This is a genomic window from Chitinasiproducens palmae (genome assembly GCF_900095735.1).
GTDB lineage: Bacteria > Pseudomonadota > Gammaproteobacteria > Burkholderiales > Burkholderiaceae > Chitinasiproducens > Chitinasiproducens palmae.
On record NZ_FNLO01000004.1, the window covers coordinates 316,204 to 329,889 of the forward strand.

A 13,686-nucleotide genomic window follows, 5' to 3' on the forward strand; every position below is an offset into this window, starting at 1 on the left:
CGGCTGGCGAGGTCGGACGCCAGGCACTCGGCATCGCCTGACGGCGGCGCCGGATAACGACCGACCGGAGCGGCGTGCGGCCCGATCCACCCTCAGCGATTACCTCACCTCACCCTGCTCCGACCTGCCCCACCTGCCCGCCTCAGGCGGATTGCAGCTCGGCCAGTGCGGCCTGGATCGCGGCAGGCTCGTACAGCGAGCGCAGGCGGCGCACGATCGGCACCAGCCGACGGCAGTCGGCGCGCAGCACCTCCTGCTTGACGTGCAGCAGCTGGCTCGGATGCATCGAGAATTCGGTCAGTCCCATGCCCAGCAGCAGCCGGGTCAGCGAAGCATCGCCAGCCATTTCACCGCATACCGCGACCGGCACGCCCGCCGCCTTGGCCTGATCGATCACCGACGCGATCAGATGCAGCACGGCCGGATGCATCGGATCGTACAGATGCGCGACCGCGTTGTCGGCGCGGTCGATCGCCAGCGTGTACTGGATCAGGTCGTTGGTGCCGATCGACAGGAAGTCGACACGGTTCAGGAACAGCGGCAAGGCCAGCGCGGCGGCCGGAATCTCGATCATCGCGCCGACCTGCAGATGCCGGTCATAGGCGATGCCGGCGGCATCGCACTGGCTCTTCGCCTCGGCGATCAGCGCCAGCGTCTGGTCGATTTCGCTCGCATGCGCGAGCATCGGCACCAGGATCCGAACCGGCCCGTGCACCGACGCGCGCAGGATGGCGCGGAGTTGCGTCAGAAACATTTCGGGCTGGGACAGGCACCAGCGGATCGCGCGCAGGCCAAGCGCCGGATTGCCGTCCGCCTCGAGCAGGTTGTCGCCGCCCAGCCGGCCGTCGAGCGGCTTGTCGGCACCGACATCGATCGTGCGAATGGTGACCGGCAAGCCCTGCATCGCCTCCAGCGCGCGGCGATAGGCTTGCACCTGCTCTTCCTCGCCCGGCAGTTCCTGTCGATTCATGAACAGGAACTCGGTGCGAAACAGGCCGACGCCCGCCGCACCCGCGCGCGTCGCGGCGACCGCATCCTGCGGCAACTCGATGTTCGCCAGCAGCGCGACCGAATGACCGTCCTGCGTGGTCGCCGGCATCGTGCGCAGGCGCTGCAAACGGTTCTGTTCGAGGGCGCGCTCGCTGCGGCGGCACTCGTACTCCTTCAACACGCTGGGCGCGGGATCGACGATCACCACGCCCTGGTCGCCGTCGATGATCACGATGTCGTCGTGGCGGATCAGCGCGCAACCGCGCTTGACGCCCACCGCCGCGGGAATCCCGAAGCTGCGCGCGACGATCGCGGTGTGGGAGGTGCGCCCGCCAAGATCGGTGACGAAGCCGCTGAAGGCCTGTGTGCGGAATTGCAGCATGTCCGCCGGCGCAATGTCGTGCGCAACGACGATCATTTCGTGCTCGGAACTGCGGTTCGCCATCAGGCTCGCCGCGGTCGGCAGGCCGGCCAGCACCTTCAACACACGTTGCCCGACCTGCTCGATATCGGCGCGCCGTTCGCGCAGATACTCGTCCTCGATGTCGTTGAAATGCTTGAGCAGCGTCGTGACGTGCTGCGTCAGCGCCCACTCGGCGTTGTAGCGGCGCTCCCGGATCAATGCCGTGACGCCGTCGACCAGCATCGGATCGCGCAGCAGCAGTGCATGCAGGCTGAGGAAGGCGCTCATCTCGCCGGGTGCGTCGTCCGGCAGATCGGCGCGCAGCGTGTCCAGTTCCTCGATGACCGCGGCCTGTGCCGCGAAGAAACGCCCTATCTCCCGATCGATGTCGTCGGCCGACACCAGATAGTGGTCGACCTCGACGGCGGCGCTGCCGATCAGGTAGGCGCGCCCGATCGCCACGCCGCGCGATACCGAGATGCCGTGCAGAGTAAAAGACACGCACGCCTCCGAGAGCTTTATTGTTAGTAGAGTCGGCGTCGAGCGCCGGAACCGCAGGTCAGACCCTGCCGGCTCCGTTTGGTTCGGCCCATTTTCCGGATAGCTTGCGCCTTGGCGACATCGTTGGCAATGCGTCAAAGCCCCGCCCATCGCGCGGCGTCCGCACCAGGCGCCCTCATCCGGCGGACCGCGCCGGAGGCGCGCGTCGCTCTCTGTCTTATTGTCCCTCGCCGAATTTATCCGCGATCAATGCGAGCAAGGCATCCATCGCCTCCTGCTCGTCTTCCCCCTCGGCTTCGATGTCGACCGTGCTGCCGATCCCGGCGGCCAGCATCATTACCCCCATGATGCTTTTGGCGTTGATTCTTCGTCCATTGCGAGACATCCAGATCTCGCTCTTGTAGCGCCCGGCGAGTTGCGTGAGCTTCGCCGATGCACGTGCATGCAGTCCGAGCTTATTGATGATGGTGGCAGTTTGTCGCAGCATGGTGCTCGGTAGGACAGGAAAGAAGCGACGGGCTGGCCGCTTCGACGGTTTGTATTCCCTTCAGACCGCCGGCGATGGCCTTCTCCACCAGCAAGTCGAGCGGCGTCGCCCGGTAACAGACAGCACGTACGAGCATCGGCAGATTGACGCCGCACAGCACGCGCACGTCTGCCATGTCGGTCAGGCGCGCGGCGGTGTTGGCCGGCGTTGCGCCGACCACATCGCACAACACGAGCGCGCCGTTCTCGCCCTTGAGGCGGTCGATCTCGCGCCGCGCGCGCGCTTCGAGCGCGTCGACATCGCAGTCCGGCATGACGTCGATCGCACCGATGCGCGCCGGCAGGCCGCAGTAAATGTGTTCAAGGCAATCGCGCAGCGCGCCGGCGAGCGGCGCGTGCGCGATGATCAGGATTCCGGCCATATCGTTTTCGGAACACGTTCGCGCGAGCCCGCGCGAAGCGCATTCACCGTCCATGAAAATCGCCTGAGTCCGCAGGGGTGCGGGCCGCCGGCGATAGCGGCGTACAACAACGAACCAAAATAGCAACGAACCAAAACAGCAAGGCACATGACGTGCCATGGGCTCGCGCAGACGCGGCAAACCGCCGCGCGGCTGCATCCGCCCGGCACGATTGTAGCAGCGGCAACGACGGCGCAGGGTAGCCGGCCCCGCACAGCCAGGGGCGGACCGCCGGCGCTGCGCCACGGGTTCAGCGGGCGCGGGCTTCCAATGCGTCGATGAACATCGCGGCGACGTCGAAACCCGTCTGGGTCATGATTTCGCGGAAGCAGGTCGGGCTGGTCACGTTCACCTCGGTGAGCCAGTCGCCGATCACGTCCAGGCCGACCAGCAGCAGCCCGCGCGCCTTCATCGTCGGCCCCAGGGCCTCGGCGATCTCGCGATCGCGATCGCTCAGCGGCTGGGCTCGGCCCAGCCCGCCCGCCGCCAGGTTGCCGCGTACCTCGCCGCCCTGCGGAATGCGAGCCAGCGCATAGGGCACCGGCTGGCCGTCGATCAGCAGGATGCGCTTGTCGCCCGCGCTGATCTCGGGAATGAAACGCTGCGCCATGATCGTGCGCGCACCGTTGTGGCCCAACTGTTCGATCACCGCGCCGAGGTTCACTGCATCTTCCCGGATGCGGAAAATGCCCATCCCACCCATCCCGTCGAGCGGCTTGAAGATGACGTCGTGGTGCGCGGCATGAAACGCGCGCAGCCGGGCCGGATCGCGGGTCACGAGTGTCGGCGCGACGAAGCGCGGAAATTCGCCGATCGCGAGCTTCTCGGAGTGATCGCGGATCGACTGCGGCTTGTTGAAGACCTTTGCGCCGGCGCGCTCGGCAATCTCGAGCAGCCACGTCGACGTGACATATTCGAGATCGAACGGCGGGTCCTTGCGCATCAGCACCGCGTCGAAGCCGGTCAGCGGCTCGACCGCGGCCAGTTCGGCACGGTACCACTGCGGCGCGTCGTCGTCCGGTCCCGCCACGATCTCGAAACCGCGCACCGCCGCCTCGACCGCGCCCGCCTCGAAGGCGAGATGCTTCGGCTCACAGTGGAACAGCTGGTGACCGCGGCGCGCGGCCTCGGCCATCATCGCGTAAGTGGTGTCTTTGTAGATCTTGAATTCGTCGAGCGGGTCGGCGATGAAAAGAATCCGCATGGCTTGGTCTCGTACGTGAAGGGACTGGCCGACACCGGGCGGTCGGCCCTCGCGCCGTTCCGGCGCTCAGACCTGGATCGCTTCCGGATCGGTCTTTTCGAGCTCGATCGAGGCCGCGAGCAGCGCCAGCCGGGCCACCACACCGTACATGTAGAAACGGTTCGGCGGCGGTCCACCTGCCTTCGAGCGGCCGTCGGGCAGCACCGAGTGATCGTAGCTCAGCGGCACGAAACTCATGCCGGGCGCATTCAGGCTCTCGTCCCGCTCCCGTCCGTTATGGGTGCGGTAGAAACCGCCCACCACATAGCGGTCGATCATGTACACGACCGGCTCGGCGACCTTGTCCTCGACGCGCTCGAAGGTGTACACGCCCTCCTGCACGATCACGTCATGGACCTTCAGGCCTTCCTTGACGACGCTCATCTTGCTGCGTTCGCGTCGGGTCAGCGCCGCCACCTCGGACGCGTCGTGGACGGTCATCACGCCCATGCCGTACGTACCCGCGGCTGCCTTCACGACCACGTAGGGCTTCTCGGTGATGCCGTACTCGCGATACTTCTTCGCGATCTTCTTCAGCACCGCATCGATCGCGTCGGCCAGCTTTTCCTCGCCGATCCGCTCCTGGAAGTCCACGTCTTCGCAGCGGGCGAAATACGGGTTCAGCATCCATTGGTCGACGTCGATCAGCTTGGCGAACCGCTTCGCGACGTCGTCGTAGCACGAGAAATGGTTCGACTTGCGTCGCACCGGCCAGCCGGCGTGGAGCGGCGGCAACAGGAACTGCTCGTGCAGATTTTCGAGCACCGGCGGGATGCCCGCCGACAGGTCGTTGTTCAGCAGGATCGAGCAGGGGTCGAAATTGTGCAGGCCAAGCCGCCGCGGCGTGCGCACCAGCGGTTCGAGGACGATCTCCTGCCCGTCGCGCAGCGCGATGGTCACCGGATCGTCCAGGTCGTCGTTCAGCGTGCCGAGCCGCACGTTCAGGCCCGCCTGGCGCATGATCGACGACAGGCGCGCGAGGTTCTCCAGATATGCCTGGTTGCGGGTGTGCGCTTCCGGAATCAACAGCAGATTCTTCGCGTCCGGGCAGATCTTCTCGATCGAGGCCATCGCCGCCTGCACCGCGAGCGGCAGCACTTCGGCCGGCAAATGGTTGAAGCCGCCGGGGAACAGGTTGGTGTCGACCGGGGCGAGCTTGAAACCGGCGTTGCGCAGGTCCACCGAACAATAGAAAGGCGGGGTGTGTTCCTGCCACTCGAGGCGAAACCAGCGTTCGATCGCCGGCGTTGCGTCAAGAATTTTGCGCTCCAGGTCCAACAGCGGACCATTGAGCGCGGTGACGAGATGGGGAACCATATAGGCCTACGCAGGAAAAGATGCCGCCACGCCGCCGTGGCTGGCGGCGGCCGCGCCTGTCGTCGGGCGCCGGCCAAAGGCGAAATTGTAGAACAAATGCCTTGCTGCCTTCCTAAAAACCCCCGCTGGTCGCCGCAAGGCGCATGCCCGCGAGGGCTGGCGGTGCGCCCTAGCTGGGGATGAAATCTCAATAAAAAAGGCCCGCATTGCTGCGGGCCAATCTCGCTTCCTCGCTTCTTGCAGGACCAGACAGACGGGCGCGCCGCCTTGCCGGCGCCGCCGGCCTCGTCCGGCCGCCTTACTCGACGTGTTCGCCGTGCAGCACGATGTCCAGCCCTTCGCGCTCGCCTTCCTCGGTCACCCGCAAGCCGATCACCACGTCGATGATCTTCAACAGGATGAAGCTGACGACGCCGGTGTAGACGATGGTCACCACGATGCCCTTCAGCTGGGTCAGGAAGCTGCCGTCGACACCGCCGATCGCCGGCACCACGAACACGCCGGTGAGCAGTGCGCCGACAATGCCGCCGATGCCGTGCACGCCGAAGGCGTCCAGCGAATCGTCATAGCCGAGCTTGTGCTTGAGCCACGTTGCCGACCAGAAACAGACCGCGCCCGCGACGATGCCGATGATCAGCGCGCCCATCACGTTGACGAAGCCCGCGGCAGGCGTAATTGCCACCAGGCCGGCCACTGCGCCGGAGGCAATGCCCAGCACCGACGGCTTGCCGCGCGTGAGCCACTCCGCGAACATCCAGACCAGCGCGGCCGCGGCCGTCGCGATCTGGGTCGTCAGCATGGCCATGCCGGCACGACCGTCCGCCGCCAGCGCCGAGCCGGCGTTGAAGCCGAACCAGCCCACCCACAGCATGGCGGTACCCGCCACGGTCAACACCAGGTTGTGCGGCGCCATCACCTCGCGGCCATAGCCGATGCGCTTGCCGAGCACGATCGCGCAGACCAGGCCAGCCACGCCGGCGTTGATGTGCACCACCGTGCCGCCGGCGAAGTCGAGCACGCCGTCGCTGGCCAGCCAGCCGGTCGGCTCCCAGACCATGTGCGCGATCGGAGCGTAGACGATGATCGACCACAACACCATGAAAACCAGCATCGCCGAGAATTTCATGCGCTCCGCGAACGCGCCGGTGATCAGCGCGGGCGTGATGATCGCAAAGGTCATCTGGAACATCAGGAAGACCGTTTCCGGAATGGCCGGCGCGAGATGGCTCACGCTCAACATCGTCGGGTCGCCCTTCACGAACGACACGCCCGACAGGAAGGCGCGCGAGAAGCCGCCGATGAACGCGTTGCCCGGCGTGAACGCCAGCGAGTAGCCGATCACCATCCACACGATGGTCATCGCGCAGGTGATCGCGAAACTCTGCATCAGCGTGGACAGCACGTTCTTCTTGCGGACCATGCCGCCGTAGAACAGGGCCAGCCCGGGAATCGTCATGAACAGCACCAGCGCGACCGAGACCAGCATCCAGGCCGTGTCGCCACCGCTGATCTTCGACGCATCGACCATGGTCGGCTCGGTGGGCGCGGCGGCGGCCGGCGCCGCGGCACTGGCGCTGGTGGCGGCGCTCGCCGGCGCGGCCGCGCCGGCATCCGGCGTGGCGACGGTGGCGCTCGCCGTCGACGCCGGCAGCGTGGTCGCGCCGGTCGACGAAGCGTCCTGCGCGAAGCTCGAGGCTACGCCGCCCCCCAGCAGCGCCCCCGCGATGAAGATGCCCAGCAGAAATTTGCGCATTATCGTTGTCCTCGTTCTCTTCCCTTGCCGTTCCCGCTGTTTACAGCGCGTCCGAGCCGGTCTCGCCGGTGCGGATGCGGATGACCTGCTCGATGCCCGTGACGAAGATCTTGCCGTCGCCGATCTTGCCGGTGCGGGCGGCGCGTTCGATTGCCTCGATCGCCTGATCGGCCAGGGCGTCGTCCACCGCGACTTCCAGACGAACCTTGGGCAGGAAGTCGACGACGTATTCGGCGCCCCGATACAGTTCGGTGTGCCCTTTCTGTCGGCCGAAGCCCTTGACCTCGGTCACGGTGATGCCCGAGACGCCGAGCGCGGACAACGCCTCGCGTACTTCGTCGAGCTTGAATGGCTTGATGATGGCGATGATCAGTTTCATGGTGGCTCCATCGAAGTTGCGCCGCGGCCCCGCGTCCTTTCGAAGGACGAGCCGGTCCGCCGTCATGCGCGAGCGCAGACGTTCCTGATGGCCGGTTTCCCTCGGATCGCTTGTGTAGCCGTCCCGCCATGCCCGGTGCGCACGCCGTCGTGCACACCGTCCGCCAGGCGGCCAGCATTTCGCGGCACGCCTTGCGGGCGGGTGCCACATTCAGCAAGCGCTATGCCATTGGGCGCCACGCCCGAAGCGCCGCGTGGCCGGGCCCGTGCAACCTTGCAAGGCGTGCCGGCCACGCGACCGGGAAGGCCCGCCACGCCTGGGCTCCAGCGCGCGTCTGGCCGATCGGCCAGGGCCCTGCGCGCGTTGGGCACGTGCTACAGTGCGTTGCAGCAGTCCCCCGTCCAGCGCGCGCGACGCCCTGCCGCGGTGCGGCAGACGCACCATGACAGTGCACGCCAACGAAGGTACCGGCGCTGCCCCAACCTTTGTATCAATCCGCCCCGTTTCGGTGCGGCGTGGAGCTTTATATGAGACCCGACGAACTATTCAAGGATATGCAGGCCCGTATCGATGACCTGCTCCGCAACTCGCCGATCAAGGACGTCGAGCGCAACGTCAAGGCGGTGCTCAACCAAGGCATCAGCAAGCTGGACGTGGTGACGCGCGAGGACTTCGACGTGCAGGCACAGGTGCTGGCGCGAACCCGTCAGCGTCTGGAAGAACTCGAGCGCCGGGTGGCGTTGCTGGAGCAGCAAGCGGTGCAGACCGGCGCGGCGAACGCGGCCAACGACTGAGCGCACGGCCGCGCGTTCGAAACGCGCGGCGCCGCCTGAGCGCCGCGGCGCCAAGCGCACTGGCAGAGGCGTAAGGCCTAAGGCACCAGGCATCAGGCACCAGGCACCAGGCATCAGGCATCAGGCATCAGGCATCAGGCATAGGGCAGGGCGATGACAGTCGCGGTCGTCAACAGTCGAGCAATCTCGGCCGCGGAGGCGCCCGAGGTGCGCGTCGAAGTTCATCTGGCCAACGGTCTGCCGGCCTTCACCGTCGTCGGTCTCGCCGACACCGAGGTCCGGGAAAGCCGCGAGCGGGTTCGGGCGGCGTTGCAGACCTGCGGCTTCACCTTCCCGGCGCAACGGATCACGGTCAGCCTGGCGCCGGCGGACCTTCCCAAGGAGTCGGGCCGCTTCGATCTGCCGATCGCCCTCGGCGTGCTGTGCGCCAGCGGACAACTGCCGCCGACCGCTGTCGCCAATGCGGAATTCGCCGGCGAGCTGTCGCTCACGGGTGAACTGCGCCCGATCCGCGGCGCATTGGCGATGGCCTGCGCGATTGCCCGGCAATACCCGGGCGCCCAGCGCCCGACCCTGTTCCTGCCGTCGCCCAGTGCGGCCGAGGCAGCACTGGCATCGTCGGTCGCAGTCTTCGGTGCGTGCGGCCTGCTCGACCTGTGCGCACACCTGCGGCACGCCGGCAGCCCGGCCGCGACAGATTCTTCGCCTGTGACACGCGTCGACGCCGGCGCGGCACTGCTGGCAGCGCCCACTCCGCCGCCGGCCCCCGACCTTGCCGAAGTCGTCGGGCAGGCCGCGGTGCGCCGCGGCCTCGAAATCGCCGCCGCCGGCGGCCACCATGCATTGATGATGGGGCCGCCCGGCGCCGGTAAGTCGATGCTCGCCGCGCGGCTGCCCGGCATCCTGCCACCGATGACCGACGCCGAGGCGCTCGAAGCAGGTGCGTTGATCAGTCTGACGCGCCCCGGCGCGGTCGCCGAGCATTGGCGACGTCGTCCGTTTCGCGCGCCCCATCATTCGTCGAGTGCCGCCGCGCTCGTTGGCGGTGGCAATCCGCCCCGCCCGGGCGAAGTAACGCTCGCGCATCATGGCGTGCTGTTCCTCGACGAACTGCCGGAATTCGACCGTCGCGTCCTGGACATGCTGCGCGAGCCGCTCGAAAGAGGCTGCATCCAGATCGCGCGTGCGGGTCACAGCGCGACCTTCCCGGCATGCTGCCAACTGGTCGCCGCAATGAATCCCTGTCCCTGCGGCTGGTCTGGCGATCCAAGCGGCCGCTGCCGCTGTACACCCGAGAAAGCCGAACGCTATCGACGCCGCGTCTCCGGTCCGCTGCTCGATCGGATCGACCTGCACCTCGAAGTCAGTCCGGTGGCGGTGCGCGATTTGCGGCCCGGCGCCAGACACGCGGAATCGAGTGCGACCGTTGCGGCTCGGGTCAGGCACGCGCACCGCCGACAATTGGCGCGCCAGCCTGTCTGCAACGCCCGACTGTCACCGCCGGACCTGGACCGGCATGCTTGCCTCGATGCGGACGGTATGCGCCTGCTGGAAGCGGCTTGCGAACGAATGCATAGCTCGGCGCGCGGGCACGCGCAAATACGCAAGGTCGCGCGCAGCATCGCAGACCTTGCCGGCGCCGATGCCATCGGCGTTCAGCATCTGGCCGAGGCAATCCAATACCGAAGGTGGTGTTGACCACTGCCGCTGCAGTCGCCACGGTCTAGCGCAGAACGCGACATGGCGCCTGATGCCCGGCTCGGACGAATGGTCTTCTGAACGATGGCTGGCTCGCGGAGTGGCAGCCGACTATTTGTCCGAGGCGCCGGTAGATTCCGGAAAGCGGCGGCACAGCAAGTCGGCACACCAGGTCGGCACGCAGGGTGCGCGACTGCGTTGCGTCGGGGCATCGCGCCTGGGTTGCCGCGCGACCTGCCAACGCGTCGCTTCGTTGACCGACAGCGCGCCGCCGTGCATGCGGGACGTTCCGCAATATGCGTTTCGGGCCTATCGCAACGATAAATGCCTTGTCAAGACTTGACTTATACACATTTGCCTTGACCGGACCTTTCTGGCGCCGCTGCGACGATCAAGCCCGCCGCCCACCCGCGATCCATCTTCAAGTATTTGAAAACGCTCTATTTTTTGTTTCTGCCTAGAAAAATGGCAAAACAAAGAACGACCGGAAAATGCGGGGTAAAAAGCCGATAAGCAGCTTTTTTCAACAAGGTTATCCACAGCTTCTGTGGACAGCTGCAAATCATACGGAAGCGCCTGAAAATGCTGGTCTTTTTTCAGCGAAGCGAGCCGTACGGTTGGAAGGCAGCGAGGAACTGATCAGTCTCCGCAGCGGGTGGCGCCGCTTTCGAGAGCACGATGACCTGGTAGACGCGCTCTCTTGTCGCGACAAAACGTGCTCGCCACTGGCGTTTGACATTTTCGTGCGGCACCGTCCCGCTGGCTGCCCAATCATGAGTCGTCAGCACCGCCGTATTGGCCGATGGGGTACTGCTTAGCTGCGACGCATTGCCGCCAGCATTGCGCCGCAGTCCTTCTTCCAGATACTGCATCACGTGTTCGCGGAGCGTGGCGTCGTCGGCCGGCACGTCCACCGCACCGACTGCGAACACCGTGTCCGCAACGTCCGAAATGCGCATGTTCATGGTCAGCTCATGGCCATCGACCGAAATCGTGCGCGACTGAACCGCCATCTTTGCCGGAAACGAAGCAGTAAACCGCCCTTGTGCATCGCTGACCTCTCGCCAGTCGTAGCGCGGCGAACAGGCCGCGACCGCCGTCACGGCCAATGCCGCGACGCACGAACGCATGACCAGGGGGCCGCGGAGGCGATGAAAGAGGCGCAGTGACATGAGCTGACACAAAAGCGGGATCGACAAGCACGTCATGCTACGCGACAGCGCGCATTCACGCGCCCGCCCTCGAGCGCTTACAATTCCACCATTCGTCCCAAGCCCATCCAGGTAAAGCAATGGCCCCCTCTCCCGTCCGTTCCGGCCGATCGCGTTGGATCGTCATCGGCGCTCTCGTCGTCGCGGTTGCGCTCGCCGCCGCCGGGTGGGCCGCCTTTGCCGGCAAGCGGCATGTGCCGGATGCGTCCTTCACCTTGCTGTCGGGCGAGAAGATCAGCACCTCGACGCTGCGTGGCAAGGTCTACCTGGTGAATTTCTGGGCGACCAGTTGCACGACCTGCGTCAAGGAAATGCCGGAGATGGTGAAGACCTACCAGCAGTTCCACAAGGATGGGCTGGAGTTCGTCGCGGTAGCGATGAACTACGACGCGCCGATGTACGTCGCGAACTACGCGAAAACGCGCGAGCTGCCGTTCAAGGTGGCGCTCGACGACGGCTCCGCCGCCCACCAGTTCGGCGACGTCCAGCTGACGCCGACAACTTTCCTCGTCGACCGTGATGGCCGAATCCTGAAGCGCTACGTCGGCGAGCCGGAGTATGCCGAACTGCACCGATTGATCGAAGGCGCGCTCGCGAAGCAGGCCTGACCGCCACGGCGGAACTGGCCGTCGGACCAGCCAGCGCCGCGGTGGGCGCAGGGCGCGCACCGGCACTCCCCGTTCCCTCCGGGCGCACTCCTCCAAGCGGGCGCCATGACCGTCTGTCGGTCGCCGGCCGCTACCGCTCGCGGACTCTCGGTCCGCCTCCACCTGCCCTGTGCCCGCTGCGCTCCCAGTTCGTCACGCCGCGTGACGCCAGCATCGCGGCGGACCGCATCGATCCCGCAAGCCGGCGGCAGACGGTGTCGGCCTCGCCCGCGCCGCTGCGCCGACCGCGCCGGACGCCATCGCGGAGAGACGAACGAATCGCACCGGCGCCGCGGTCGACGAGCCGACGGCTTCGAACGCAGCGACAGGTCTGTTTGGCCGGACCACATCCAATCGCGAGGGCCGTGAGCGAAGGTCCGGGCGTCCGACGCAGGGGGTTTGAGCCCGAGCCCGAGTCCAAGTCGGGACTCTGCCCGCGCCAGCGCGGCGACCAACCCAGCGCCCGACGTAGCGCTCCAATCGAGACGTCGCACGCCGCCTGTCGAGAAGGCTAAGCGCATGTCGGCAACGGTGGCGGCGCTGGGCTAAGTGGCCGCGCTGCGCAAGCTACCCGCGCCTGGCTGCTCCGTCGTCCGTTCTCAGTGCTTCGTGGCTTGGCACGGACCAGCGTTGCGGAGCGGCGGCGCGCGCACCGGGCATTGCATCCAGACGCTCGGCCAGTGCCTTGTATTCGACCAGCCGTTTCAGGTGTATCGACTTGGACAGCCTCCTGCCGCCAACCTCTTCCAACGTTGCCCACTGCCGCTCGCTCAGCGTCTGCCCTTTCTTGTTCACCACGCGGCCATGCTCGGTCGGGTCGCACTCGATATAGCTGTCGAGGCGGACCGTTCCCTGCGAGTGTTTGAAAAAGACCGGTGGCAGGAATCGATCCGCGTCGCTGGCGCGCAGCCTGTCGCCCAGCGTCCCGGCCAGATTGGCTTTGTGTAGCGCCAGAATCTGATCGCGTTCCTTGAGCAGCTTTTTCGCCAGGGCCAGGCTGAACATGCCGCACTCCGCATTGCTCCTCTGAATGTCCAACGCGACCGAGACCACCTTGGCGTGCGGCAACGCTGTCCGCTTCACCGCGACCTTGATGAGCGCGGCAAGCAGACACGGCGTTGTGTGGTCGAAGGTGGTCGGCTCGAACAGCGCAACGGACACCTTGCCGTCGACAACCGCCACATCAAGCGCAACGAAGTGCGTTGCCGAGTTGCCGGAATTCACCACGTAACGCTTCGATTCGAGCCCATCTCGCCAGAACGCATCCAGCGAGTCGCACAGGTCCTTGGGAGCGGGCAGATAGCACAGATCGAGACCGGTTTTCTTGTCGTTGGCCATGGCAACCAGACCGGGCATCAGCGCTTCGTCGACTTCCGCGAAGTCCATTTCGGTCCAACTGCCGTCGTTCAGACTGCGTTCTATCTCCTCGATCTTTGCCGCAAGAAAAGACGGATCCGGCGCGGCCGCCGGCTCCAGTGACGCAGCCCGCGGCGGATCGGCTACGCCGCGCAAAGGTAATCCGGACATGGCAAATTTCAACTCCTGTAGCGGTGCCTCGAACAAATCGACAGCGATGGCACCGCACGGTTGCATGCCTGCGGCCACCTTGCTGCGGCCCGACAGCTCGGGCTTGCCCCATCCTGCCTGTCGAACAGAACGGCGCGAATGAAGCAGGCAAGAGTTATTTCTTATTCCTCGGCGAACGCAAACCGCGCTGGGCCGCACGCTGCCGCGCGGTAATCAGGCTGGGACGGTACGGTACGGTGCAAATATGCGCGCAACCATGCGGCCCGTACCTCGACG

Annotated in this window: 12 protein-coding genes; 3 read left to right on the forward strand and 9 right to left on the reverse strand. The window is 66.1% G+C overall.

What is annotated here, in order from left to right; translation table 11 throughout:
- Positions 1-142 precede the first annotated feature (142 nt).
- From ptsP to BLU54_RS09190, 7 genes are all read right to left on the reverse strand, one after another.
- On the reverse strand, positions 143-1,894 hold the full coding sequence (gene ptsP / locus BLU54_RS09160) for a phosphoenolpyruvate--protein phosphotransferase (protein WP_091907244.1): 1,752 nt from the start codon (positions 1,892-1,894) through the stop codon (positions 143-145).
- 217 nt (positions 1,895-2,111) lie between these two features.
- Complete coding sequence (locus BLU54_RS09165; protein WP_091907246.1) at positions 2,112-2,381, reverse strand: HPr family phosphocarrier protein; 270 nt, start codon at positions 2,379-2,381, stop codon at positions 2,112-2,114.
- Entirely contained in the window at positions 2,350-2,802 is a 453-nt protein-coding gene (locus BLU54_RS24540) for a PTS sugar transporter subunit IIA (protein WP_091907248.1), read from the reverse strand. Before BLU54_RS24540 ends, BLU54_RS09165 begins: the two co-directional genes overlap by 32 nt.
- Before the next feature lie 289 nt (positions 2,803-3,091).
- Positions 3,092-4,045, reverse strand: a complete 954-nt coding sequence (gene gshB / locus BLU54_RS09175) for a glutathione synthase (protein ID WP_091907250.1) — start codon at positions 4,043-4,045, stop codon at positions 3,092-3,094.
- 66 nt (positions 4,046-4,111) lie between these two features.
- Entirely contained in the window at positions 4,112-5,401 is a 1,290-nt protein-coding gene (gene gshA / locus BLU54_RS09180; RefSeq protein WP_091907252.1) for a glutamate--cysteine ligase, read from the reverse strand.
- Positions 5,402-5,699: 298 nt separating this feature from the next.
- Positions 5,700-7,154 carry an ammonium transporter gene (locus BLU54_RS09185; protein ID WP_091907254.1) on the reverse strand — a complete coding sequence of 485 codons (1,455 nt, stop codon included), beginning with the start codon at positions 7,152-7,154 and terminating at the stop codon, positions 5,700-5,702.
- Between the two features lie 40 nt (positions 7,155-7,194).
- Complete coding sequence (locus BLU54_RS09190; RefSeq protein WP_091907256.1) at positions 7,195-7,533, reverse strand: P-II family nitrogen regulator; 339 nt, start codon at positions 7,531-7,533, stop codon at positions 7,195-7,197.
- 527 nt (positions 7,534-8,060) lie between these two features.
- On the opposite strand from BLU54_RS09190, the gene BLU54_RS09195 reads away from it, so the two are divergent.
- Positions 8,061-8,327 carry an accessory factor UbiK family protein gene (locus BLU54_RS09195; protein ID WP_091907258.1) on the forward strand — a complete coding sequence of 89 codons (267 nt, stop codon included), beginning with the start codon at positions 8,061-8,063 and terminating at the stop codon, positions 8,325-8,327.
- A gap of 153 nt (positions 8,328-8,480) precedes the next feature.
- The gene (locus BLU54_RS09200; RefSeq protein WP_091907260.1) at positions 8,481-10,025 is read left to right on the forward strand and encodes a YifB family Mg chelatase-like AAA ATPase; all 1,545 of its coding nucleotides are present in this window, start codon (positions 8,481-8,483) and stop codon (positions 10,023-10,025) included.
- A gap of 596 nt (positions 10,026-10,621) precedes the next feature.
- Here the strand turns inward: BLU54_RS09200 and BLU54_RS09205 are convergent.
- Positions 10,622-11,224: a hypothetical protein gene (locus BLU54_RS09205; protein WP_139169586.1), complete on the reverse strand. Its 603-nt coding sequence runs from the start codon at positions 11,222-11,224 to the stop codon at positions 10,622-10,624.
- Between the two features lie 92 nt (positions 11,225-11,316).
- On the opposite strand from BLU54_RS09205, the gene BLU54_RS09210 reads away from it, so the two are divergent.
- Positions 11,317-11,844: a TlpA disulfide reductase family protein gene (locus BLU54_RS09210; protein ID WP_091907264.1), complete on the forward strand. Its 528-nt coding sequence runs from the start codon at positions 11,317-11,319 to the stop codon at positions 11,842-11,844.
- 606 nt (positions 11,845-12,450) lie between these two features.
- On the opposite strand, the gene BLU54_RS09215 is transcribed toward BLU54_RS09210, so the two are convergent.
- Positions 12,451-13,608 (reverse strand): YopJ family acetyltransferase, encoded by a 1,158-nt coding sequence (locus BLU54_RS09215; RefSeq protein ID WP_139169588.1) that lies wholly within the window; start codon positions 13,606-13,608, stop codon positions 12,451-12,453.
- Positions 13,609-13,686 lie beyond the last annotated feature (78 nt).

Excerpts from the sequence above, each read along its gene's own strand:
- BLU54_RS09200 (WP_091907260.1), top strand. The coding sequence starts at position 8,481 with ATGACAGTCGCGGTCGTCAACAGTCGAGCAATCTCGGCCGCGGAGGCG.
- BLU54_RS09185 (WP_091907254.1), bottom strand. The coding sequence starts at position 7,154 with ATGCGCAAATTTCTGCTGGGCATCTTCATCGCGGGGGCGCTGCTGGGG.
- BLU54_RS09165 (WP_091907246.1), bottom strand. The coding sequence starts at position 2,381 with ATGCTGCGACAAACTGCCACCATCATCAATAAGCTCGGACTGCATGCA.
- BLU54_RS09195 (WP_091907258.1), top strand. The coding sequence starts at position 8,061 with ATGAGACCCGACGAACTATTCAAGGATATGCAGGCCCGTATCGATGAC.
- BLU54_RS09190 (WP_091907256.1), bottom strand. The coding sequence starts at position 7,533 with ATGAAACTGATCATCGCCATCATCAAGCCATTCAAGCTCGACGAAGTA.
- gshA (WP_091907252.1), bottom strand. The coding sequence starts at position 5,401 with ATGGTTCCCCATCTCGTCACCGCGCTCAATGGTCCGCTGTTGGACCTG.
- gshB (WP_091907250.1), bottom strand. The coding sequence starts at position 4,045 with ATGCGGATTCTTTTCATCGCCGACCCGCTCGACGAATTCAAGATCTAC.
- BLU54_RS24540 (WP_091907248.1), bottom strand. The coding sequence starts at position 2,802 with ATGGCCGGAATCCTGATCATCGCGCACGCGCCGCTCGCCGGCGCGCTG.
- BLU54_RS09210 (WP_091907264.1), top strand. The coding sequence starts at position 11,317 with ATGGCCCCCTCTCCCGTCCGTTCCGGCCGATCGCGTTGGATCGTCATC.